Annotated in this window: 26 protein-coding genes; 16 read left to right on the top strand and 10 right to left on the bottom strand. The window is 44.4% G+C overall.

Annotated features, from left to right (window positions below; translation table 11 throughout):
- The first annotated feature begins 73 nt into the window (after positions 1–73).
- Genes bioA through bioD form a run of 4 tightly spaced genes read left to right on the top strand, consistent with a single transcriptional unit; the run spans position 74 to position 3919 of the window.
- Positions 74–1351: an adenosylmethionine--8-amino-7-oxononanoate transaminase gene (gene bioA / locus VXQ92_RS12850; RefSeq protein WP_191731323.1), complete on the top strand. Its 1278-nt coding sequence runs from the start codon at positions 74–76 to the stop codon at positions 1349–1351.
- Positions 1348–2517, top strand: coding sequence for an 8-amino-7-oxononanoate synthase (locus tag VXQ92_RS12845; protein WP_416682002.1), 1170 nt, complete (start codon positions 1348–1350; stop codon positions 2515–2517). Before bioA ends, VXQ92_RS12845 begins: the two co-directional genes overlap by 4 nt.
- Entirely contained in the window at positions 2514–3269 is a 756-nt protein-coding gene (gene bioC / locus VXQ92_RS12840) for a malonyl-ACP O-methyltransferase BioC (protein WP_416682001.1), read from the top strand. Before VXQ92_RS12845 ends, bioC begins: the two co-directional genes overlap by 4 nt.
- Positions 3266–3919, top strand: coding sequence for a dethiobiotin synthase (gene bioD / locus VXQ92_RS12835; protein WP_416682000.1), 654 nt, complete (start codon positions 3266–3268; stop codon positions 3917–3919). The genes bioC and bioD overlap by 4 nt, the downstream gene beginning before the upstream one ends.
- On the opposite strand, the gene VXQ92_RS12830 is transcribed toward bioD, so the two are convergent.
- Together VXQ92_RS12830 and VXQ92_RS12825 are read right to left on the bottom strand one after the other, a co-directional pair.
- On the bottom strand, positions 3897–5276 hold the full coding sequence (locus VXQ92_RS12830; RefSeq protein WP_416681998.1) for an ATP-binding protein: 1380 nt from the start codon (positions 5274–5276) through the stop codon (positions 3897–3899). The two genes, bioD and VXQ92_RS12830, sit on opposite strands and share 23 nt — an antisense overlap.
- Positions 5269–5943, bottom strand: a complete 675-nt coding sequence (locus VXQ92_RS12825; protein ID WP_064095383.1) for a response regulator transcription factor — start codon at positions 5941–5943, stop codon at positions 5269–5271. Before VXQ92_RS12825 ends, VXQ92_RS12830 begins: the two co-directional genes overlap by 8 nt.
- Before the next feature lie 108 nt (positions 5944–6051).
- On the opposite strand from VXQ92_RS12825, the gene dsbD reads away from it, so the two are divergent.
- The 4 genes from dsbD (at position 6052) to VXQ92_RS12805 (ending at position 10065) form a co-directional block, all read left to right on the top strand.
- Positions 6052–7989, top strand: a complete 1938-nt coding sequence (gene dsbD, locus VXQ92_RS12820; RefSeq protein WP_416681996.1) for a protein-disulfide reductase DsbD — start codon at positions 6052–6054, stop codon at positions 7987–7989.
- Positions 7986–8834 (top strand): TlpA disulfide reductase family protein, encoded by an 849-nt coding sequence (locus VXQ92_RS12815; RefSeq protein WP_064101926.1) that lies wholly within the window; start codon positions 7986–7988, stop codon positions 8832–8834. The genes dsbD and VXQ92_RS12815 overlap by 4 nt, the downstream gene beginning before the upstream one ends.
- A 19-nt stretch (positions 8835–8853) precedes the next feature.
- Positions 8854–9594 carry a thiol:disulfide interchange protein DsbG gene (dsbG, locus tag VXQ92_RS12810; RefSeq protein WP_064101927.1) on the top strand — a complete coding sequence of 247 codons (741 nt, stop codon included), beginning with the start codon at positions 8854–8856 and terminating at the stop codon, positions 9592–9594.
- Positions 9595–9702: 108 nt separating this feature from the next.
- Positions 9703–10065, top strand: coding sequence for a YidH family protein (locus VXQ92_RS12805; protein WP_064095379.1), 363 nt, complete (start codon positions 9703–9705; stop codon positions 10063–10065).
- Here the strand turns inward: VXQ92_RS12805 and VXQ92_RS12800 are convergent.
- Positions 10062–10382: an ArsR/SmtB family transcription factor gene (locus tag VXQ92_RS12800; protein WP_004280150.1), complete on the bottom strand. Its 321-nt coding sequence runs from the start codon at positions 10380–10382 to the stop codon at positions 10062–10064. The two genes, VXQ92_RS12805 and VXQ92_RS12800, sit on opposite strands and share 4 nt — an antisense overlap.
- A 120-nt stretch (positions 10383–10502) precedes the next feature.
- On the opposite strand from VXQ92_RS12800, the gene VXQ92_RS12795 reads away from it, so the two are divergent.
- The 4 genes from VXQ92_RS12795 (at position 10503) to VXQ92_RS12780 (ending at position 13254) form a co-directional block, all read left to right on the top strand.
- The gene (locus tag VXQ92_RS12795) at positions 10503–10919 is read left to right on the top strand and encodes a YeeE/YedE family protein (RefSeq protein WP_416681994.1); all 417 of its coding nucleotides are present in this window, start codon (positions 10503–10505) and stop codon (positions 10917–10919) included.
- A 1-nt stretch (position 10920) separates the two neighbouring features.
- On the top strand, positions 10921–11337 hold the full coding sequence (locus VXQ92_RS12790) for a DUF6691 family protein (RefSeq protein WP_064101928.1): 417 nt from the start codon (positions 10921–10923) through the stop codon (positions 11335–11337).
- A 2-nt stretch (positions 11338–11339) separates the two neighbouring features.
- Entirely contained in the window at positions 11340–12239 is a 900-nt protein-coding gene (locus tag VXQ92_RS12785) for an MBL fold metallo-hydrolase (protein ID WP_416681992.1), read from the top strand.
- 778 nt (positions 12240–13017) lie between these two features.
- Positions 13018–13254 carry a hypothetical protein gene (locus tag VXQ92_RS12780; RefSeq protein WP_064101930.1) on the top strand — a complete coding sequence of 79 codons (237 nt, stop codon included), beginning with the start codon at positions 13018–13020 and terminating at the stop codon, positions 13252–13254.
- Between the two features lie 7 nt (positions 13255–13261).
- On the opposite strand, the gene bioB is transcribed toward VXQ92_RS12780, so the two are convergent.
- The 3 genes from bioB to queG all read right to left on the bottom strand — a co-directional run bounded on the left by bioB (position 13262) and on the right by queG (position 15797).
- Positions 13262–14263, bottom strand: a complete 1002-nt coding sequence (gene bioB / locus VXQ92_RS12775) for a biotin synthase BioB (RefSeq protein WP_191731329.1) — start codon at positions 14261–14263, stop codon at positions 13262–13264.
- A gap of 132 nt (positions 14264–14395) precedes the next feature.
- Positions 14396–14599 carry a hypothetical protein gene (locus VXQ92_RS12770; protein WP_081406329.1) on the bottom strand — a complete coding sequence of 68 codons (204 nt, stop codon included), beginning with the start codon at positions 14597–14599 and terminating at the stop codon, positions 14396–14398.
- Between the two features lie 103 nt (positions 14600–14702).
- Positions 14703–15797 carry a tRNA epoxyqueuosine(34) reductase QueG gene (queG, locus tag VXQ92_RS12765; protein WP_144725440.1) on the bottom strand — a complete coding sequence of 365 codons (1095 nt, stop codon included), beginning with the start codon at positions 15795–15797 and terminating at the stop codon, positions 14703–14705.
- 23 nt (positions 15798–15820) lie between these two features.
- On the opposite strand from queG, the gene VXQ92_RS12760 reads away from it, so the two are divergent.
- A complete protein-coding gene (locus VXQ92_RS12760) occupies positions 15821–17293 on the top strand; it encodes an NAD(P)H-hydrate dehydratase (protein ID WP_416681989.1) in 1473 nt (490 codons plus the stop codon).
- 17 nt (positions 17294–17310) lie between these two features.
- The gene (locus VXQ92_RS12755) at positions 17311–17583 is read left to right on the top strand and encodes an acylphosphatase (RefSeq protein WP_144725436.1); all 273 of its coding nucleotides are present in this window, start codon (positions 17311–17313) and stop codon (positions 17581–17583) included.
- A gap of 3 nt (positions 17584–17586) precedes the next feature.
- Here VXQ92_RS12755 and ruvC read toward each other — a convergent pair whose 3' ends face one another.
- The gene (gene ruvC, locus VXQ92_RS12750; protein WP_064095372.1) at positions 17587–18132 is read right to left on the bottom strand and encodes a crossover junction endodeoxyribonuclease RuvC; all 546 of its coding nucleotides are present in this window, start codon (positions 18130–18132) and stop codon (positions 17587–17589) included.
- A 125-nt stretch (positions 18133–18257) separates the two neighbouring features.
- Between ruvC and VXQ92_RS12745 the strand changes: the two genes are divergently transcribed.
- Together VXQ92_RS12745 and VXQ92_RS12740 are read left to right on the top strand one after the other, a co-directional pair.
- Positions 18258–18824 carry an FxsA family protein gene (locus tag VXQ92_RS12745; protein ID WP_064095371.1) on the top strand — a complete coding sequence of 189 codons (567 nt, stop codon included), beginning with the start codon at positions 18258–18260 and terminating at the stop codon, positions 18822–18824.
- A gap of 120 nt (positions 18825–18944) precedes the next feature.
- Positions 18945–19583 carry a LysE family transporter gene (locus VXQ92_RS12740; protein WP_191731334.1) on the top strand — a complete coding sequence of 213 codons (639 nt, stop codon included), beginning with the start codon at positions 18945–18947 and terminating at the stop codon, positions 19581–19583.
- Here VXQ92_RS12740 and VXQ92_RS12735 read toward each other — a convergent pair.
- From VXQ92_RS12735 to VXQ92_RS12725, 3 genes are all read right to left on the bottom strand, one after another.
- Positions 19567–19773, bottom strand: coding sequence for a hypothetical protein (locus tag VXQ92_RS12735; protein ID WP_191731335.1), 207 nt, complete (start codon positions 19771–19773; stop codon positions 19567–19569). The genes VXQ92_RS12740 and VXQ92_RS12735 overlap by 17 nt on opposite strands.
- Before the next feature lie 144 nt (positions 19774–19917).
- The gene (locus VXQ92_RS12730; RefSeq protein WP_191731336.1) at positions 19918–20166 is read right to left on the bottom strand and encodes a hypothetical protein; all 249 of its coding nucleotides are present in this window, start codon (positions 20164–20166) and stop codon (positions 19918–19920) included.
- 692 nt (positions 20167–20858) lie between these two features.
- On the bottom strand, positions 20859–21050 hold a 192-nt coding region (locus VXQ92_RS12725), incomplete at its 5' end, for an FAD-dependent oxidoreductase (RefSeq protein WP_416681986.1).

The raw sequence follows: 21050 nt of genomic DNA, 5'->3' as shown, positions 1-21050 counted from the left end.
AGAGTTCAGTCATTTGCATTTTTAACTGAGCAGGCTAAGATCGATATTTCCACAATTTTTCAGGATGAATTTTGTGTTTGACGCTTTTGATCAAGAGCATATTTGGCATCCCTATACCTCAATGACTGCACCCTTGCCATGTTATCCGGTCGCTAGCGCCAGCGGTGCCCAGATCTATCTGCAAGATGGCACGGCGCTGATTGATGGTATGTCCTCCTGGTGGTGTACGATTCATGGCTACAGTCATCCTGAGCTGAATCAGGCCGCCATTGAGCAGCTTAATAAGATGTCACATGTGATGTTTGGCGGATTGACCCATCAGCCTGCCATTGAACTTGCGAAAATCCTGCTGGAGATCACGACATCTGAGCTTGATAAAGTCTTTTTTGCTGATTCCGGTTCAGTTGCTGTAGAAGTTGCCTTGAAAATGGCGGTGCAATACTGGCATGCCCAAGGTCAACCGGAAAAAAGTAATTTTGTCACGACACGTTCGGGCTACCATGGTGATACATGGAACGCGATGTCAGTTTGCGATCCCGTCACGGGTATGCATCAAATCTTCGGTTCAAGCCTGCCTAATCGATATTTTGTTCCTGCACCTGAAAGTAGTTTCAATGGCGAATGGCAGGAGCAGGATATCCAGCCACTGGAACAGTTACTGGCAGAAAAACACAGACAAATCGCTGCCCTGATTATTGAGCCGATCGTTCAGGGTGCGGGGGGGATGCGTTTTTATCATCCTGAATACTTACGTCAAGCCAAAGCTTTGTGTAAGCAATACGATGTACTCCTGATTCTGGATGAGATTGCGACAGGTTTTGGACGCACTGGTAAGTTATTTGCCTATGAGCATGCCGATATCATCCCTGACATACTTTGTTTAGGTAAAGCCCTGACCAGTGGCTATATGACATTATCTGCTACGCTCACCACCAGGCAGGTTGCAGAGACCATTTCTCGGGGTGAAGCGGGCGTTTTTATGCATGGCCCGACCTTTATGGCCAATCCGTTGGCGTGTGCAGTTGCAGTAAAAAGTATCCAGCTTTTACTGGCACAGGACTGGCAAGCCAATATCCAGTGTATTGAACAGCAATTAAGTACTTTGTATGTTTTAGAGGGGCATCCTGTAGTCAAAGATGTGCGGGTGCTTGGGGCAATTGGAGTGGTTGAGCTGCATCAGGCAGTTAATCTGGCTGAATTCCAGGCAGAATGTGTTCGTCGTGGTGTATGGATTCGTCCATTTGGCAGACTGGTGTATGTCATGCCGCCTTTTATTATTTCTACAGCCGAATTGCAGACATTGCTGGAACATATGATCGCTATGATTCAGCATCTGGAGCTTGCAGCATGAATCACCTCGAACATTTTGCACAGCAACTTGATGTATTAAAGCAACAAGGGCAGTACCGCGAGTTTAAATCCAACATTACCAGTGCTGCCCATTTTGAACTCAACGGCAAAACCATGTTGAATCTGGCATCGAATGATTATCTGGGTCTTGCCAGCCAAGTGGATTTACGGGAAGCATTTTTTGATATGACTCCTGTTTCTGAGCGGCAGATGAGTGCCAGTTCCTCCCGGTTGCTGACTGGAAATTTTCCCGCTTATGAACAGCTTGAACATGACATGTCGCAAGCCTTTGGCCGTGCGGTACTGCTGTTTAATAGCGGCTATCATATGAATATCGGGATTTTACCTGCGCTTGCAGACAGTAAGACCCAAATCATTGCAGATAAACTGGTTCATGCCAGTATGATTGATGGTATCCGTTTATCTAAAGCGAATTATGTGCGATATCGGCATAATGATTTAGATCACTTGGCACAACTTTTATTGAAATATCATTCAGATGATTCAATTGAACGTATCATTGTCGTCACAGAATCCATTTTTAGTATGGATGGGGATGAAACCGATTTAACTGCTTTGGTGGCGCTAAAGAAACAGCATCCTAAAGTCATGCTGTATGTTGATGAGGCGCATGCGATAGGCGTACGCGGTTTACGTGGACTGGGCTGTGCCGAACAATATAATGTGATAGGAGATATCGATTTCCTGGTAGGTACCTTTGGTAAAGCGCTTGCTTCGGTTGGCGGCTATTTGGTCTGCGAACCGGTAATCCGGGAATATCTGATTAATTCAATGCGCCCGCTCATTTTCAGTACGGCCCAACCTCCCATCTGTATGGCCTGGACGAATTTTATCTTTCAGCATCAGCAGGGCTTACAGGCAGAACGTCAAGCGTTAACTGCATTATCACAATACAGTCAGCAGGCAGTAAAAAATCTGGGTTATGACTGTCCGTCAAGTTCCCAGATTGTTCCGGTCATTATTGGAGATACACATCAGACCGTGGCTTCAGCAGCCTATTTGCAAGATCATGGTTTTTATGTATTGCCTGTACGTCCACCCACTGTTCCCAAAAACTCGTCACGATTGCGGATATGTTTGCATCATGGAATAAAGAATCAGGAAATTCAGCACTGTTTTAGTGTACTGGAGCAGTATCAGCCATGAATAACACACTGATTGCACAACGATTTGCTCAGGCTCAGCACAGTTATGATCAGCATGCAGTAGCACAGCGCCATGTCGCTCAACATTTACTTCATTTAATGCAACTGCATATTCCTCAACTGCATATGCAACGTGCGCTGGAAATTGGTTGTGGTTCAGGTCTGTTTAGCCATGCTTTTTTACAGCATTATGGAGTTGATCAGTTGTTTTTAAATGATCTTTATCCTGAAGTGAAACAGCATTTTCCTGAAACTGAGCAATTCATTTGGGGCATAGGCGATATCGAACAGTTGCCATTACCGCAGTCTTTAGAGTTGGTGGTGTCCTGTTCAGCCTTGCAGTGGATTCAGGAGCTACCGGCCTTAATCCGAAAAGTGGCCACTGCCTTGAACCCGTCAGGATATTTCTGTTTTGCCAGTTATGCAGAAGACAATTTAAAAGAAATTAAAGTGTTAACAGGACAGGGTCTGGATTATTTACCACTGGAAACTGTAGCCAATATCTTGCAGGCACAGGGCTTTGAACTACTAATGGCAAATGAAGAACGGATCCAGCTCAACTTTGCCCAGCCTAGAGATGTGCTAAAACACATGAAATCTACCGGTGTGCAGGCAACGGCTCAGGGTTTTCGCTGGAGCAAATGTTTACTTGCGCAGTTCGAGCAACATTATGCTCAATTCCAGATCCCGGAAACAGGGAGTTATCCTTTGACCTACCATCCCATTTACCTGATTGCACGGAAAGCTCTATGAGTTCGAAAATCTTTTTTGTCAGCGGCATTGATACCGCTATTGGTAAGACCTATGCCACCGGTTTTTTGGCCAGAAGCTGGAATGAACAGGGGATTCGAACCATTACCCAAAAGCTGATTCAAACTGGCAATGTGGATGTTTCAGAAGATATCGAGCAGCACAGGATGATCATGGGGTGTGGGCTGCTGCCTGAAGATCATGACAAGCTGACCATGCCAGAAATTTTTAGCTATCCGGCCTCACCGCATCTGGCATCTGAACTGGATCGGCGTTCAATCGATTTCGAAAAAATTCAGCAGGCAGCCACTATACTAGCCGAGCGTTATGACCGGGTTTTGCTTGAAGGGGCAGGCGGATTAATGGTGCCGCTAACCCGGGACATGCTGACAATCGATTATATTGCAGCGCACGATTATCCTGTCATTCTGGTGACTTCAGGCCGTCTAGGCAGTATTAATCATACTTTACTGAGTCTGGAGCTACTCAAACAGCGTAAAGTCGCACTTCATGCTGTGGCATTTAACCATGCTGATGACCATCAGGACCAAACGATTGCGATGGATACCATTCAATATTTAAAGGAGTATCTGACCCGGTATTTTCCAACAGCCGTATGGCTGGATATTCCTAAGCTTGCGGGTCACGCTTAGACACGCCGTACTTGATTTCAATGCGGAGCCCATAGGGTCGAAGGGCATTGAAAGAGAGCTGGTAGCCATACTGTTTTAACAGGTTAGCGGTCAATGCCAGTCCCAGACCATGGCCATGCTGCTGAGCAGATTTGCGCCAGAAGCGTTGTCCTAAATGTTGGATATCCTCGGCTGTAAGTTGTTGTCCATCATCTTCAATTACCAGGCCATGAGACTGCATGGAAATCCAGATATGGGCAGCCTGTGCATGCAGCAGTGCATTTTCAAGCAGATTTTTCAGTACCGTATACAGCACAAATTCAGGTAGCTGAATTTCGCCTAGACTTTCCCAGTCTACCTGTATTTTTTCATTCATTTCTGGATAGCGTGTACTTAAGTCTGCAAGCACCTTCTCAAGCGTGGGGCGAAGCCAGATGGCTTCAGACATTGCTTGGATACTGTTTTCTGATTGGGTCAGCAATAAAAGCTGCTCGAGTAACAGCGTATAACGCCGGATACTCTCATTGGCCTGCTGCAAATTGTGCTGAATGGATTCAGGCAGGTGCTGCTGCTGACCGATCAGCTGGGCCAGTTGTACATGGGTTTTAATTGCGGTCAGGGGACTGCGTAATTCATGTGCAGCATAGGCACTAAAGGCTTTCTCCTGTTGCAGACTGTCATTGAGTTTCTGAATCAACTGCGTGGAATTGTTGACAAAAGGCTGTACTTCCTGAGGAATGCTTGCAGGCTTGAGCTGCATTAAAAAATCTGCCGCCTGTGAATAGTTGAGGTTTTTCTGGTTCAGGTATTGACTGAGCTGATCCAAAGGCCGGAACTGTCTGCGGATAATAAAGATGATCAAGGCAATACAGATCAGCAGTGAGAAGACCAAGGGAACCAGTACGGACTGCAGAATCTGCTGTAGTAGCATATCCCTCAAGAACATACGTTCTGCCGCCACCACCTGAATATCGCCACGACGCAGAACATAACTGCGCCATTCCGTATCACCCTGCTGCCAGGTGCTGAATCCTTCTGGTCGCTGGCTTAAATTTTGGGGGGCACCGCGTGTTTTGGCAATCACCTGATTACCTAACGAGATGTCAGAGCTAAAAAGAGAGACTTCACAGGCAATTAACTGGTTTGCATCATCATTCTTGGCTAATTTTGATAGGGTTGCATCCCCCAGACTATCCAGCGGTAACTGCTGAATCAGCCGGGCAACCATTTGTGCAGATGCCGATAGGCGTTGATCCAGTGTGTCTTGTAAACGCTGTTTCAGGTCAATATACAGCCATGAAAATACCGCACTCCACAACACAATAAACACGGCCAAAAGACTCATGACCAAACGCCATTTCAAGCTGTGACTAAACATGACGTTGCTCAAACGGTTTGAAAATATAGCCCACACCGCGAACGGTCTGAATCAAGTCTGGATGCAGTTTTTGTCTCAGGTGATAAATGTGTACATTCAGGGCATTGCTCTCTATAGCGTCCTGAAAGCCATAGAGCTTGTCAATAAGCTGTTCATTTTTCAGGATCTGGTTGGGGTGACTCATCAGGGTTTCCAGCAGGCTGAATTCACGGCGAGATAAATTCACGGCCTGGTCTTGATAGGTCACAGTCTGGGTATCCCGGTTCAGAACCAGTTCATCAAATTGCAGTGTATTCGAGGCAAAGCCACGGTGGCGCCGGGTGAGGGCATGAATCCGGGCAATCAGCTCCTCCAGTTCAAAGGGTTTGGTCAGATAGTCATCGGCACCGGCATTCAGGGCCTGAACACACTGATCGGTCCGCAGCCGCGCCGTCAATACCAGTACCGGGAGATCAATCTGGTCGCGTCGCCAGCTGTGCAGCAACTCCAGGCCATCCTGATCCGGCAGACCTAAATCCAGCAAACACAAATCGACTGCACTATGCCGGATAAAATAATCCGCAGCACGTGCGTGACTAACATGCTCCACTGAAATATTCAGATAGTTCAGAGCAGCACAAATGCTCTGTGCGATATAGGGGTCATCCTCAACCAATACAATAAACATAGAACATCCTGATCAAACTGCCATTATTTTATAAATGATTTGGGCTGTTAATGTTGCCTTAATTTTAGTTTTTCAATAATGCAGTCCTAACAGGAGGAGATCAGCTGGATGTTGAAGTGGATATTGGGTGCCGTGATTGGCGGTGGAATCATGACGGGAACTGCATATGCAGATTTTTTACCACCGGATCAGGCATTTCAGTTTCAGGTGGTTTCTACAAGCCAGGATCAGGCAGAGCTTAGCTGGCAAATCGCAGAGGGTTATTACCTGTATCATGACCAGCTTAAAGTGTCTCATCAGCAGACCCCAGTCAAGTTGGCGTTGCCCAAACCCGAAGACAAAGACGATCCCAATTTCGGTTTGACCCAAGTGCATTATGGGCAAGTCAAAACCAATATGAATGTGCAGCCCAACCAGCAGTTTGTAGTGCAATGGCAGGGCTGTGCAGAAAGTGGTTTATGTTATCCGGTACAACGCACCACAGTAACAACTGATGCAGATGGTTTATTTCCAGCGCAAAACTTGAGCAAGCCTCAAAAGCTGCTGGCCAGCACTACACAGCCACAAGTAAACGAAAAAATTCTGACTGCTCAGAAAGATGAGCTCCAAGCTATAGAGCAAACTCCAATTACAGATAAAGCACTGACCGAAGAAAAGATAGAGGAAATACAAGTCGCTGCAGTTTCTGAACCTGTGGTGCAGCCTGAGGTGGAATTAACAGAGAAAAATGACCAGCTCATTGCAGACCCTAAAAATCAAACTTCGTCAGCAGGCATGAATAGCCAGTGGAACAATGACCAGTATTTTTTAAGTCTGCTGTCAGAACAAGGTCTGTTAATTAATGCCCTGATTTTTCTCGGGCTTGGCATTCTGCTGGCATTTTTACCATGTTCTTTACCTTTAATTCCAATTTTAACGGGAATTCTGGTTCAGCAGCACCGGGGCTACCGTGCGGCACTAATTGCGCTGGTTTTCGTTTTGGGTATGGCACTGGTCTATGCGGTCATGGGACTTGCTGTGGCACAGCTCGGTTATAGTTTTCAGCGCTGGTTTCAAAGTCCGGTATTCATCAGTATTTTCAGCATTCTGTTTGTTTTGTTCGCACTTAATCTGTTCGGAGCATTTCAGCTGTCCTTACCCCAAGGAATGTTGCAGCGTCTGGATCAATGGCAGCAAAAGCAGAAGGGTGGCACGCTGATTGGTGCTGGTCTTATGGGCATGATCGCCGCACTGATTGTAGGGCCATGTATGAGTGCACCGTTGGCCGGTGCCTTAATCTATGTGTCTCAGCTCAATCAACCGATGCTGGGAGCCAGTTATCTGTTCGTCTTAGGCCTTGGGCTGGGCTTACCACTATTTATTGCTGCCGTATTTGGGTCCCATCTTTTACCCAAACCTGGCATCTGGATGGATCGCCTGAAGTTTAGTTTTGGTTTTGTCATGCTGGCGCTGGCCTTGTATTTCGCCCGTCCACTATTGCCCGGTATTTTATATCTGAGCCTTTTGGGCGTGGTACTGATCACCTGTTCAGGCTACTTCTTGTTCAAGATGCTGCCTCATGTGCATCGGTCTGTATCGAAAATAGTCCTGATGCTGCTCAGTGGTTTACTGGTCTATGCAGGAGGCATGCAGCTCTATCATGTCTGGAGCCAGGTACAGGTCGCCCATGTAGAATCACGGCTTGAATGGCAGAAGGTCAGCACAGCCGCACAATTGCAACAGCTATTAGCCAAACATCGCGAACAGCCGGTAGTGATTGATGTTTATGCAGACTGGTGTGTGGCCTGTCAACCGATTGAAAAGGAAGTGATTTCACGTAGTGATGTCCAGGCGGCTTTACAAAATGTGGTTCGTATCAAATTAGACCTGACTCACTATCATCCAAGTCAGGATGAGCTTCTAAAAGAACGGCAAATCCTGGGTCCACCTACTTTTATATTTTTAAATGCAGCGCATCAGGAACAGCGGGACTTGCGTTTGACCGGAAGCTTTAGTGCGGCACATTTACTAGGCACATTGCAGCAACTGCAAGGGGAGCAACCATGATGATTTCCAGTGATGCACTGCATCTGGGACCTTTGATGTTGCCCTGGACACTTATTATTGTTGCCACTGGCTTGATGCTGTTATCTGCCATCCTGTTTGGATTAGCCAGAAAGTATTCATGGTCTAAACAGCAGCTTGGACAAAGTCAGGATTTGCTCTGGAGCAGTTTTTTGGTTGGAATGCTGGGTGCGCGTCTTGTTTTCGTCCTGCTTAATGCCGAGCTGTATTTTGCAGCACCCATCGACATACTGAAAATCCAGGACAAAGGTTTCCATTTATGGGGAGGGGTGCTGCTTGGTGCTTTGTGGTATGTCATTCGAAATAGACAGCTGCAGACCCGATTCAAAGCCATTTTGTTGATCATATTGGTACTCTGGGTCGGGCTTGGACTCGCGTTCAAATCCAGCCTAAAAACTGAAGCAGCGTTTCCTGATCTAGCCTTTGCTGGACTAGAACAGGAGCGTTTGGGTACAGACAAGATTTCACTCAGCCAATTCATTGGCCAGCCCACGATAATTAATTTGTGGGCGAGCTGGTGTCCGCCCTGTCACCGCGAAATGCCGGTGTTGGCCAGAGCAGTCCAGCAGCATCCTCAAGTGAATTTTATCATGCTCAATCAGGGTGAGGAGGTAGCCACCGTAAATGCCTATTTAAGAAAACATCAGTTTCAATTTAAACATGTCCTGCTGGACCCATATGGTGAACTACCCCAGCAGCTGAATAGTTTTGGCCTGCCAACGACGCTGTTTTTTAATGCTCAAGGCCAGCTGGTCGAGCGGCATATGGGGGAACTCAGTCCGGCCATGTTGCAGCAATATTTAAACAGAATTTCAGATCAACCTTAAAAAAACGGAAGGACTTAGTATGAATAAAATTCACCAGGTGCTTGGTGCAGGTATGTTCCTGATCATGAGCATGCACACACAGGCAAATATTAAACAGAACATTGAAAAACAGGGTTTTGTGTTTGTAAAACAGATTCCGGCACCGCAAGGAATGACCGGCTGGGTGGGGCATGAAGACCAATACTCCAATACGCTCTTTATCTCCAATGATGACAAATATTATATCAAGGGCGAACTGTTTGATGCGCAAGGGAAAAGCCTATCCAATGAACAGATTGAAAAGCATATGAAAAAAGCGGTATTGGACGACGTCTGGAAAACCCTGGAAAAATCGACCTGGATTCAGGATGGTAAGCCGGATGCACTACGGGTGGTTTATGTCTTTTCCGATCCCAATTGTCCATATTGCTATAAATTCTGGCAGGCGGCCCGACCTTGGGTCGAATCAGGCAAGGTACAGCTGCGTCATATTCAGGTCGGTGTGATCCGTGAAGAAAGCCGTGGTCAGGTGGCAACATTGTTAATGTCGAAAGATCCAGCGGCAGTTTTTAACGATATGAACAAGAATAAAGGTAAAAAGCAGCTCAAGAAAATGGAAAAGATTCCTGCCGAAATTGCTGCCAGAATTGATGCCAATCAGGCCTTGATGGGGAAATACGGCTTTTTCTCCACACCGTCGATGGCCTGGAAAAACAGTCAGGGTGAATTTAAATCTACTCAAGGCCTGGCGATGGACGTCAAGGAAATTTTTGAACAATAAGATTTTAACTACATGATAGAAAAAGTAATTTTTACTTAAAACCTCTATACATGATAGGGGAGCAGATTTACATTGGTGGATAGGCTAAGCATGAAGAGCAGATAAGACATGTCAAATTTGGATGATCCACGGGTACTGCTTGCTTTGGAACGAACCGCTCTGGCGTGGAACCGGAGTGGTTTGGCATTAATTGCTTTTGGTTTTGTGATTGAAAAATCCAACCTGCTAGTGCAACTGGTGGACCCAGACACTTATGCACAGAAAATAGCTTATTCACAATGGTTGGGAATTGCGGTGATTGTATTTGGTATGTTGGTAAATTTCGCCTCAATCCTGCAATATCGACGGGGGTTGGCATCACTGCGACCGCCGGAATTTATTGAAGGTTATTACACCCAGTATCCCGTATGGCTAAACCTGTTTACTGCTTTTAGCGGACTGCTTCTGATCATTTCTTTTTGGCTGCACTAGGAAGAGGGTTGGGCGCAATACAGCTCGTACAGCTTTTGCATCAGGCTCAAGACCTTGGGGTCACTCAGACGATAGAAAATCTGTTTACCCTCACGTCGGGTGCCAACCATGTCGGCCTTACGCAGTACAGTCAGCTGTTGTGAAAGTGTAGGTTGATGAATATCGGTAGATTCTTCAATTTCCTGAACATTCATTTCCCCGTCGACCAGGACACATAAGATTTTCAGACGATCAGGATTGGCTAAAACTTTTAGGCATTGGCTGACGAAATCGACCTGTGAAAAATCAATTTTGGCATTTGCAGCAATCATATCCATAAATGTCCTCGAAACCTTTGATGTAGCCCGTGCAGTTTACACAATTTACCATAAAACTGCTTGATTATTATTTTTTATTATATAATATAAAAAAGTATATTGTATAGAGATTGATTCACCATGCATGGCTTCCTCATCGCATTTATTGGCGGTTTAATGCTCGGACTTTCAGTGGTCGGCTATCTGTACGTCAATGGCCGTATTGCAGGAATCAGTGGTTTGGTTGGGCAGGTATTAAACCCAAAAACCGTATTTAAAACGCCTGCGATCTGGTTTTTATCAGGCTTGATCATTACACCGTTTATTTATGGTCTGTTTGTACAACCTGAAATTGAATTGAATGCCAGCCCATTGATGATGATTGTGGCAGGTCTGCTGGTAGGCTTTGGGACACGTCTGGGTTCGGGCTGTACCAGTGGTCACGGAATTTGTGGCATTAGTCGGCTGTCTAAGCGTTCTATTGTCGCGACCATGACTTTCATGTTTGCAGGTTTTGTCACCGTTTATATTATCCGTCATATCACAGGAGCATTCTAAAATGAAAAATGTGTTTGCCTTTTTATTTGGTGCCCTGTTCTCTGTGGGTCTGATGGTGTCGGGCATGTCCAATCCTGAAAAAGTACTCGACTTTCTGGATCTGTTTGGTGATTGGGATGCCAGTCTGGCCTTTGTGATGATGGGCGCGATTGCGGTGGCCTTTATTCCTTTCCAGAAAGCGGTACGTGCGGCTCAACCGAAAACAGTATTTAATGAGCCTATTGATTTGCCTAAAAATAATCAGATAGATAAGAAACTGATTACCGGTGCGGTTTTATTTGGTGTGGGTTGGGGGATTGCGGGCATCTGTCCGGCACCAAGTTTCACCTTGATCGGTTTGGGTCACTATCAAGTGCTCTATTTTGTTGTAGCAATGCTGGTGGGTGTATGGATTCACCGTAAATGGTCAGGAGCTTAACTATGCAAGACATTTCAATGGAAAAACAGGTACAACAACCGGTTGTGCAAGATTTCTTTGAAGAAAACACCAATACTTTCAGTTATGTGGTGAGTGATCCTGCAACCGGACATTGTGCCATTATTGACAGTGTCCTGGATTATGATGCGGCCTCGGCCAGCACATCGACTACACACGCAGATCGTATTATTGCCTATGTTAAGGCAGAAAATTTAACTGTGGAGTGGATTCTGGAAACCCATGTTCATGCCGATCATCTGACAGCAGCGCAATATCTCAAGGCAGAACTGGGCGGTAAAATTGCCATGAGCCAGAAGATTTCTGTGGTACAGGAAACCTTTGGTGCGATTTATCACCTGGACATGAAACAGTTTAATGCCCTGCAACCATTTGACTACCTGTTTGAGGATCATGAGCATTTCAAGATTGGTGAACTGGATGCCTATAATATTCCTACGCCAGGGCATACACCGGCCTGTCTCAGCTATGTAATCGGGGATGCGGTATTTGTCGGTGATACCCTGTTTATGCCGGATTATGGTACAGCACGTTGCGATTTCCCGCGTGGGAGTGCATCGACCTTATTCGATTCGGTACAGTCACTGTATCAGCTTCCGCCTGAAACTCGGATGTTCTTGTGTCATGACTACCTGCCTTCAACACGTCATGATTATGTCTGTGAAACAGATATACACACCCAGAAAACCCAGAATATTCATATTCACGAAGGTACCAGTAAAGCAGAGTTTGTCGAAATGCGACATCAGCGTGATGCTACTTTAAATATGCCGAAACTGATTCTGCCGGCAATTCAGATCAATATGAAAGCAGGGCAGTTCCCTGAGCCTGAAGCCAACGGTGTGTCTTATTTGAAATTGCCGTTGAATTATTTTAAGTCTTAAAATCCTCCTTGGCATGTGTGATCATGTTGATTGCACATGTTTTTTTTTATCTGAATCAGACTGAAGTTAAACGTTAACCAAGGTGAGCTCGTCTGCTTCGTACGAGCCAGCGAGAAGTGAATCTAGTTATTCAATTAAATTTATTTCTCGCTATTTTTTGAACAGCAAATGTTAATATATTTTTTATTTAAGCAGTTTTATCCAGGTTTACTGTTTTAAACAGATCTCCCTGTCCGGATGGGCGCTACATAATAATCTTTCCAGTTCTATCTTTTCATCAAAGAGCTTCTTTGCAGCACAATAGGTTAGTCTTGTATCAAGGTGTTATTTTGGTTTGGTATATTTAAATTATTCTCTTTAATCCCAAAAAATAATATTCGTGAAAGGACTATGTTGCGTTTCAAAAAAATTAACAAAAAAAGTGAAAAGTAGATGAAATGCATTTTACAAGTGAAAAAATTATGTTAATTAATAGGAGGTGATTTTTTAGTCAAAAATCATGATGTTTCAGGAAGGAATATCTTAAGAAGCGTATTAAAAAAATGATTAAACAGGAGTTTCAAAGATGCTTCAGCTTTTAAGAAAACTGTTCTGTCTGCATATTTATGAATATGAGCAAATGCAAGAAATCGGCGAACATAGGGAGTGTCGTAAATGCGGGACAAATAAGGACTAACGTTCTTGCAAGAAAAGTGAGCATAGGCTCACTTTTTTATGTCTGTAATTCGCTAATTTACGTTAAAATTAAAGGGAATTTTAACTGGGTGAACAGCGGAAGATGAGCAAGGATTTCTATGCAGATACCTATATCGTAGATGATAACCTGGCGGATACGCTGCACTGGCTCAGCCTGCATCAAGACAGTTATGACGCATTTAGCTATGATGCAGTCACTCAAGAGCTAGTGGTGCATCATGCCAATGGAACAGATCAAATCCGAGTGGGAGATTATCTGAATGCCCGTTATGGCATTTTAATTACTGCACATAACTTTTCTACGAGTTCATCAAGTTAAACAATTATTAGCTTGTCATGGCATCTGTGGCCAGACTACGAACACCTGGTTTTGGCTGTTCTGCAACCAGACCTAATTTAGCAAAAAGTTGCTGATCTCTGCCTTGAGCAGTATTAGGGGTCGTCAACAGTTTTTCACCCGAGAAAATAGAATTTGCACCGGCCATAAATGCCAGAGCCTGATCTGAATCGGTTAAGGATTCGCGGCCTGCAGAAAGGCGGATATAACTTTTTGGCATCAGCAAGCGTGCTACGGCAATCGTCCGAATCCACTCGATGACATCCAGTTTTTCTACATCTGCCATCGGTGTGCCTTCAATCGGAACCAGCATATTGATTGGCACAGATTCCGGATGCACAGCCAAAGTCGCAAGTTCATACAATAAGCCAATCCGGTCATTACGGCTTTCGCCCAGACCAACGATACCGCCACTACAGACTTTCAGGCCAGCTTGACGCACATGATCCAACGTATCTAGACGATCATCAAAGCTACGTGTGCTGATAACGTGTGAGTAGTATTCACGAGAAGTATCCAGGTTGTGGTTATAATAATCCAGACCTGCATCTTTCAGGCGTTCTGCCTGTGACTCATTTAGCATACCCAGTGTCATGCAGGTTTCCAAACCTAATGCTTTGACTTCACGTACCATTTCCAGCACATAAGGCATATCGCGTTCATGCGGGTTGCGCCACGCAGCACCCATACAAAAACGTGAACTGCCAGAAGCCAGTGCCTGTTTAGCTTCCTGGATGACTTTCTCGACTGCAATACGTTTTTCAGCTTCCAGTTTGGAATCATAGTGAGCTGATTGAGAACAGTATTTGCAATCTTCAGGGCATTTACCGGTTTTAATCGAGAGCAGGGTACTGACCTGAACGGTATTTGCAGTGAAATTTTCACGATGAACCTGTTGTGCCTGAAACACTAAATCCATTAAAGGTTGCTGATAAAGTGCTTGTATTTCTTCACGTGACCAATCATTACGTACGACATCACTACTGTTCATCTGTCTGTCCTTGTTCATACTTATTTACATGCTTCATCTTAAGTAAAAGCATGGCTATCTTCATTAGCAAAATATGACCTTATAGAAAAAACAAAACCCACACAAGGTGGGCTTTGCATTTTACTGGACAGCTTATTTGTTGCTGTGATTTCCATGAATATCCTGACCATGCAGATCACTACGATGCTGCTTGTTAAACACGCGCTGGTCCTGTTCATGCTGGTTGTTTTTCGGAGAATTAATTGGCCCATGCTGGGGTTGCTGCTGTTGGTGCTTCTGCTGTTCTTCCTGAAGCTGTTCAAGTAGCTCTTGATTTGGATTTTTTGATGACATCATCTTTCCTCCATTTCATTTTGACTATTTGTATTTATGCCATAGTCTGAAATAAGGGTGTGTAAGGCTTTTAAGTGAAACTGTGACGCTAGGTAAAAATGGAAAATTAACTGGATTTTGCCAGTTGTTCTTGAACAGCCCAATCAATATGCACCTGTACAATCTCATCATGATGGGCGCGCTGCTGATGGAGTGCCTGAACAATTTGTTCATCAAAAGGTGCATTTCCCAAACCGATCGCGATATTACGCATAAAGCTTTGATATCCGGTACGGCGCATCGGGCTACCTTCAGTCGAACTTAAAAAGGTCGCTTCATCCCATTGCCATAAGTCCAGTAAACTGACCTGATCCAGTCCGTGCCGCGGATGAAAATCCTCTACCGAGGTGACTTGGGCAAAACTGTTCCAAGGGCAAATCAGCTGGCAATCGTCACAGCCAAAAACACGGTTACCAATCCCATGCCTCAAATCTTCTGGAATAATGCCTTTATATTCGATGGTCAGATAGGCAATACAGCGGCGAGCATCCAGCATATAAGGCTCGACAATTGCCTGAGTCGGACAGATGTCGATACATGCAGTACAGGAACCACAATGTTTACTGGCAGGCGCATCAAAAGGGAGTTCGAGTGAAGTAAACAGTTCGCCCAGCACAAAGAATGAGCCTGATGTTTTATGAATCAGAAGGGTATGTTTACCTGTCCAACCCATACCGGCACTTTCAGCCAGAGATTTTTCAAAGATAGGGGCTGAATCCGCAAAAGGACGTGATTCAAAATCTCCTACTTTTTCCCGGATTTTTGACGCCAAGGTCTTCAGGCGTCCACGCATGGTCTTATGATAATCCCTGCCACGGGCATAACGGGCAATAATAGCGGAGTTCGGAGCATAAGGAATATACCTGGGTTCCGGTTTATCAACCAGATAATCCATGCGTACACAGATAATGCTGCGTGTGCCGGGAACCAGTAAAGCGGGATTGGCGCGTTTTTCCAGATTGTCTTCCAGAAATTTCATGTCACCATGATATCCGCGATCCAGATATTCCTGTAAGCGGGCTAATTCTGCTTGAGCATCCGGTTTGGCAATGACACAATCAGTAAAACCCAATTCTAAAGCCTGTGCTTTAATCCAGGCCTTTAACTCAGCTGGATCTTGTTGATAGAACTGAATTTGCGCGTGAGAATCGGGAGTTGTCATAAACCAAAGACAGGAAATTAGAAATGCAGCAACTAGTTTACCATAGCCTCGTTTATCATAGCCAAAGTATTCAAGCCTGGGAAAAGCGCTGGTTTCAGCAGCAAAATAGCTCCTATGGTTTAATGCAACAAATGGCCTGGGCAATCAGCCAGCAACTGGGCACTTTATTTTTCAGGCAAAAAATTAAAAAAATCGCTGTCTGCTGCGGTCAGGGTAATAATGCCGGCGATGGTTATCTGGTGGCCAAATATTTAAAACAGGCCGGTTTTCAAGTTGATATTTATGCGGCTGAACCGGGCAGTTCCAGAGATCTGGCAACAGCTGTGCAGGAAGCCAAACAAGCCGGTTTGCAGCCTTATTCGCAGTTTGACTTTCAAACCGAATATGAAGCCTATGTCGATGCTTTATTCGGCATTGGTCTGAACCGTCAGCTGGATTCAAATTGGCAAGACATTATTCATGGTATTAACCGGCAAAATGGATTAAAAATCTCGATCGATATTCCGAGTGGATTGGGTGCCAATACCGGCCAGCCTTTGCCTGTTGCGATTAAAGCTGACTACACTTTTACGGGTTTAGGGCTCAAGGCCGGACTATTCACCGGTCAGGGTAAGGAATATGCGGGCAAGATTGAACTGATTTCTGCAATTCCCGCAGATACTGAGCTTCAACCGATTGCCCAGCTTGCATCACATCAGATCCAATTACCCAAACGCCAAGCTTTTGGTCATAAAGGCAGTTATGGTCATGTGTTGGTGATTGGTGGACATACCAATATGGGAGGGGCTGTGATTATGGCTGCCGAAGCAGCATTTGCTACAGGAGCGGGAAAAGTCACCATTGCTTGTGATGCGAAACACCATACAGCGATTTTGTCGCGTGCACCGAATATCATGCTACGTGATATTAATGCTCTCACTGTAGAGCAGCGTATAGCGTTGATTCAGCAGGTTGATGCAGTCTGTTTCGGGATGGGCTTGGGGCGTGATGAATGGGCAAAAGAGCAATATCAAGCATGGTTTGATTTAATTCAAAATTCAGACCTGGAAATTGTCCTGGATGCAGATGCACTGTGGTTTTTAGCCAGACACCCCCAAATATTGAACTCCAAAACCTATGCTACACCGCATTCCGGGGAAGCCGCTACGCTATTGCAGAAAGATATTCAAGAAATAGAATCAGACCGGGTTGCAGCTATTCATGCCCTGCAACAAAAATATCAGGGACAGTGGCTGCTAAAAGGTTCAGGCAGTCTGATTCTGGAAGAAAAACTTTATATATGCACAGCTGGAAATGCCGGTATGGGGACGGGTGGAATGGGAGATGTGCTGGCCGGAATGATTGCCAGTCTAAAGGCACAATTTAAACAAAAAATTCATTTGCATGAAATTGTGACACTGCATGCACTTGCCGGTGATGAACTGGCCAAAAATGGCGAACGTGGCTTGCAGGCACAGGATATGAAACATGCGATTTACCAGGTAGTAAACCGTTAACATTAAGGAGGAACGGGATGTCTGTTATCAAACTGAGTATTGCTGGCCAAGTACAAGGAGTTGGGTATCGTTACTGGTTTGCCGAGCAGGCTCAGGCACTTGGCCTGAAAGGATATGTGAAGAACTTGAGCACAGGTGAGGTGGAGGCTGTTATTGCTGGAACAGACTCCCAGCTTCAGGAAATGATTACACGAAGTTGGCAAGGGCCTGCTCGTGCAATCGTAAAGTCTGTTATACAAGAGTTTCTGCAATCTGACCTAGATGCTCAAGACTTTAGAATATTACGTTAAACCTTATCGACGACGGCTACTGACGCGACTCCGGCCGCGTGCCATACCGCCTAGAGCATTCAATACCGCCATTTTACTCATACTACCTGAAGCATGAGCATGACAAATGGCAGCAGCTAAGGCATCGGCAGCATCCTGTTGGGGCTTGATGCTGAGTTTTAGAATATTCATCACCATCATCTGTACCTGTTCTTTGTCAGCAGCACCATAACCCACCACCGACTGCTTGATCTGGCGCGCGGTATATTCAGCGACTTTCAAATCCAGATTGACCAGTGCAGCAACTGCAGCACCACGCGCCTGCCCAAGTTTTAGGGCAGAATCCGGATTTTGTGCCATAAAAACCTGTTCGACTGCGGCTTCGGTCGGACCATAAAATTTTACAATGCGCTCCACGCCAGCAAAGATCCGTTTTAAACGTTCAGGCATTTCCGCCGTTTCTGTTCTAATGGTACCGGCATCGACAAAAGTCAGTTTGGAGCCGTCTTTTTCGATAATCCCGTAACCAGTTAAACGAGAACCGGGGTCAATCCCAATAATTAATGACATGCCTGCACTTTAAAAATAGAATAATGCCCATATTGTTACATAAGCGTATCAAAAAAGCTTGATCCTGATGAAGCTGTTGATTTCCCCATCCTATTATTTATTTTACTGAGATTAGATTAATTTTCATGAAATTATTTCTTATTATCCTTGCAGGTGTAATCCTAGAAGTACTGGTCTGGATTGGCGTGGGTGACCTCGTCGGGAGCATGTGGTACGTATTTTTCTGGTTTATAGCCGCATTCTTTATTGGTATGAATCTGATCCGTAAATATTCGGCCGGTGTCATGCCTCAGATGCAGCAAATGCAGATGGGACAGATGAGTGCAGATCCTGCACTAACAGGAAATTTACCTAAAATTCTGGCAGGTTTCTTTTTGCTTATTCCTGGATTGATTACTGACGTATTGGCAGTCTTGATGCTTATTCCGGCAGTTCAGCAGGTCTTTAAAGCCGCAATAATGAAAGCGATGATGAAGCGTCAGCAACTCATGATGGAAAAAATGATGGGGGGCATGATGGGTGATATGGGTGGTACACAAGGCCAAAATCCATTTGCCGAGATGATGCGTCAAATGCAGGATATGCAAAAGCAGCAGTCAGGCCACGGTGATTCAACGATCATTGATGGTGAAGCACGTGAAGTGACACCTGATGCCAAAAAAATTGAAATGAAAGATGTGAATCCTAAATAAGTATTCTATTTGAAGCTTGAACCGAATCATTTGATTCGGTTTTTTATTACCAGAATAAATAATGCGAATATTCACGCAAAAGTTATAATGCACTGTTTTCAGAATTCTTTTATGGAACCCATGTCACTGCTTCTAACCATTTGTGCCTTACATTTTGTGGCCCAGTTAAGTCCCGGCCCCGATATTCTTTTGATTGCCAAAAGCGCCGCATCTACCACACGCAAAAATGCCCTGAAAGTTATCGCAGGCATCTCTGCCGGAATTGTGGTGTGGGTCATCCTGACATTGGCTGGATTCACTGTATTGATTGATCAGTTTCCATGGATTCAACAGGTATTGATGGTGCTCGGTGGTGTGTTCCTGGCGAAGATGGGCTGGACCATGCTAAAGGGAGGCCTGCACAGCTTTAAAAATAGATATCAACCCGATGATAATGTAAATGAGCAAGTGCAAGTTAAAAACTATTTTATGCTGGGCTTATGGACCAATCTTTCTAATCCTAAAACACTGATCTATTTTAGTAGCGTATTTTCACTCGCCTTGAGTTCATCTGCTTCAGATTATTTGAAAACACAGTTGGCTGTGATTATTCCCTCGCAGACCTTTATTACGTTCGCTTTATTAATGCTGTTGATTTCCCAACCAAAAATTAAAGCGTTGTACCAACGTTCAGGTAGTTATATTGATATGATTTCAGGCGGACTCTTTCTGCTGTTCGCATTGTGGTTGTGGTATGACGCGCTTATTCTGATGAATTAATTTGTGCATCTTCATGCAAGGCTGTAGTGGTAGATGAGACAGGTATAGGAGATACTGCATTATCCTGACTTTTAAGCGCCGTTTGATAGCGATTAGGCTTTAAAGTGGTTTCAGTATTTTCAGAACCTTGATAGCTGCGGCTACGGTTGGCGCGCTCACGCAATCCACCTTTTTTAATTAGCTGAACCATGACCTGTCTCTCATTTGAATCTATGGTTATTGTAAATCAAATCGAGGTCTTGTGAGGTGGTTTTTCTGCAGCACAATTCGGATGACTCAAGTATCATAAAAGACCTGTTTGGGATGAACAGGTCTTGCTGCGGGGTGAATAAAATTAACGAAGCCTTTTATCTTCTTCTTTTAAAACATCCAATAGTGAGTGTTGTGCCGGTACTTCTTGTTGCGACTGCACATACAAATGCACCACTTTAAATATGATAGCTGTAACGAGACAGGCGATTAGACATAAAATCCAGAAACCAAAAGGGCTGCGAATATGGTGTGAACCACAATCGTTACAAACCTTTTGAGTGGATTCAACCACTTTGTCACAGCATGCACAATGATACTGGTAACGTAGCATGATGATCTCCTTGAATTCACAGCATTCGAGTGAATAATTTATTTTTTTTAATGTACATCAGCATGTTTTTTACACATCAGATTCTAAATCAATGCATGAACCATGCCTATGGGGTTTAACAAAAAGGTTACTAAAGCATTTTTTGCCTAAAAACCATTTCATTTAAAACGATCAATATCAGGAGTGCGGCAACGCAGCCAAAAAAGATTATCTTAGCGACCCAAGGTATTCTAAAAATTTTTAAATATTTGATTTAAAGCATGAGTTGTAATTATTAACGAGGGGGTTAGCGGGAAATTTATATATAAAAATTAGGTAAATATTTAAATAATTTTGATAATTTATGTTATGTAACCAGAAATACTCCAATAAAGAGCCAAAGCATGAAAAAAATAGCAGTGCTACTTGTAAGTTTAAGGGGGATGGGCAATGTTTCGTACAAACTGAGGTGGAAAAACAAGCTGTCACGTAGTTTCAGCAAGATTTTAACGCAGCTGCATATGAAAGGTTGTTTCAATGCTTTTTGAATTTTAGACCTGAATAATAAAAAAGCAGTGACTATCTTAAATAATGTATCTGCCATTCATGCAGAAATGGGCAATATTGAGCACTTAACAGCCGAGCTCCGAAAATAAAAATTGTACTTAAAACAAAAAAGCCAGTCAGGATGACTGGCTTTTCTATCGTTAAGATTACTGTCCTGAACGGATGATGTAATCAAATGCAGACAGCGAGGCTTTTGCACCTTCACCGGTCGCAATGATGATCTGCTTGTATGGCACGGTGGTACAGTCACCTGCAGCAAATACACCTTTCACATTGGTTTCGTTGCGATCGTTAATCACAATCTCGCCACGACTGCTCAGCTCAACCGGGGTCTCTTT

This window comes from Acinetobacter sp. 228, assembly GCF_048147885.1.
Note: the sequence above shows the minus strand (reverse complement) of the source record. Positions and strands in the feature narration are given on the sequence as shown.

Coding starts and splice junctions, on each gene's coding strand:
- VXQ92_RS12740 (WP_191731334.1), top strand. CDS start 18,945: ATGTCACTGCTTCTAACCATTTGTGCCTTACATTTTGTGGCCCAGTTA.
- VXQ92_RS12745 (WP_064095371.1), top strand. CDS start 18,258: ATGAAATTATTTCTTATTATCCTTGCAGGTGTAATCCTAGAAGTACTG.
- VXQ92_RS12770 (WP_081406329.1), bottom strand. CDS start 14,599: ATGATGTCATCAAAAAATCCAAATCAAGAGCTACTTGAACAGCTTCAG.
- VXQ92_RS12735 (WP_191731335.1), bottom strand. CDS start 19,773: ATGGTTCAGCTAATTAAAAAAGGTGGATTGCGTGAGCGCGCCAACCGT.
- dsbG (WP_064101927.1), top strand. CDS start 8,854: ATGAATAAAATTCACCAGGTGCTTGGTGCAGGTATGTTCCTGATCATG.
- bioC (WP_416682001.1), top strand. CDS start 2,514: ATGAATAACACACTGATTGCACAACGATTTGCTCAGGCTCAGCACAGT.
- VXQ92_RS12795 (WP_416681994.1), top strand. CDS start 10,503: ATGCATGGCTTCCTCATCGCATTTATTGGCGGTTTAATGCTCGGACTT.
- VXQ92_RS12830 (WP_416681998.1), bottom strand. CDS start 5,276: ATGTTTAGTCACAGCTTGAAATGGCGTTTGGTCATGAGTCTTTTGGCC.
- VXQ92_RS12815 (WP_064101926.1), top strand. CDS start 7,986: ATGATGATTTCCAGTGATGCACTGCATCTGGGACCTTTGATGTTGCCC.
- VXQ92_RS12825 (WP_064095383.1), bottom strand. CDS start 5,943: ATGTTTATTGTATTGGTTGAGGATGACCCCTATATCGCACAGAGCATT.
- VXQ92_RS12760 (WP_416681989.1), top strand. CDS start 15,821: ATGCAGCAACTAGTTTACCATAGCCTCGTTTATCATAGCCAAAGTATT.
- VXQ92_RS12845 (WP_416682002.1), top strand. CDS start 1,348: ATGAATCACCTCGAACATTTTGCACAGCAACTTGATGTATTAAAGCAA.
- VXQ92_RS12730 (WP_191731336.1), bottom strand. CDS start 20,166: ATGCTACGTTACCAGTATCATTGTGCATGCTGTGACAAAGTGGTTGAA.
- bioD (WP_416682000.1), top strand. CDS start 3,266: ATGAGTTCGAAAATCTTTTTTGTCAGCGGCATTGATACCGCTATTGGT.
- VXQ92_RS12780 (WP_064101930.1), top strand. CDS start 13,018: ATGAGCAAGGATTTCTATGCAGATACCTATATCGTAGATGATAACCTG.
- queG (WP_144725440.1), bottom strand. CDS start 15,797: ATGACAACTCCCGATTCTCACGCGCAAATTCAGTTCTATCAACAAGAT.
- VXQ92_RS12785 (WP_416681992.1), top strand. CDS start 11,340: ATGCAAGACATTTCAATGGAAAAACAGGTACAACAACCGGTTGTGCAA.
- VXQ92_RS12790 (WP_064101928.1), top strand. CDS start 10,921: ATGAAAAATGTGTTTGCCTTTTTATTTGGTGCCCTGTTCTCTGTGGGT.
- VXQ92_RS12755 (WP_144725436.1), top strand. CDS start 17,311: ATGTCTGTTATCAAACTGAGTATTGCTGGCCAAGTACAAGGAGTTGGG.
- VXQ92_RS12805 (WP_064095379.1), top strand. CDS start 9,703: ATGTCAAATTTGGATGATCCACGGGTACTGCTTGCTTTGGAACGAACC.
- bioB (WP_191731329.1), bottom strand. CDS start 14,263: ATGAACAGTAGTGATGTCGTACGTAATGATTGGTCACGTGAAGAAATA.
- ruvC (WP_064095372.1), bottom strand. CDS start 18,132: ATGTCATTAATTATTGGGATTGACCCCGGTTCTCGTTTAACTGGTTAC.
- dsbD (WP_416681996.1), top strand. CDS start 6,052: ATGTTGAAGTGGATATTGGGTGCCGTGATTGGCGGTGGAATCATGACG.
- VXQ92_RS12800 (WP_004280150.1), bottom strand. CDS start 10,382: ATGGATATGATTGCTGCAAATGCCAAAATTGATTTTTCACAGGTCGAT.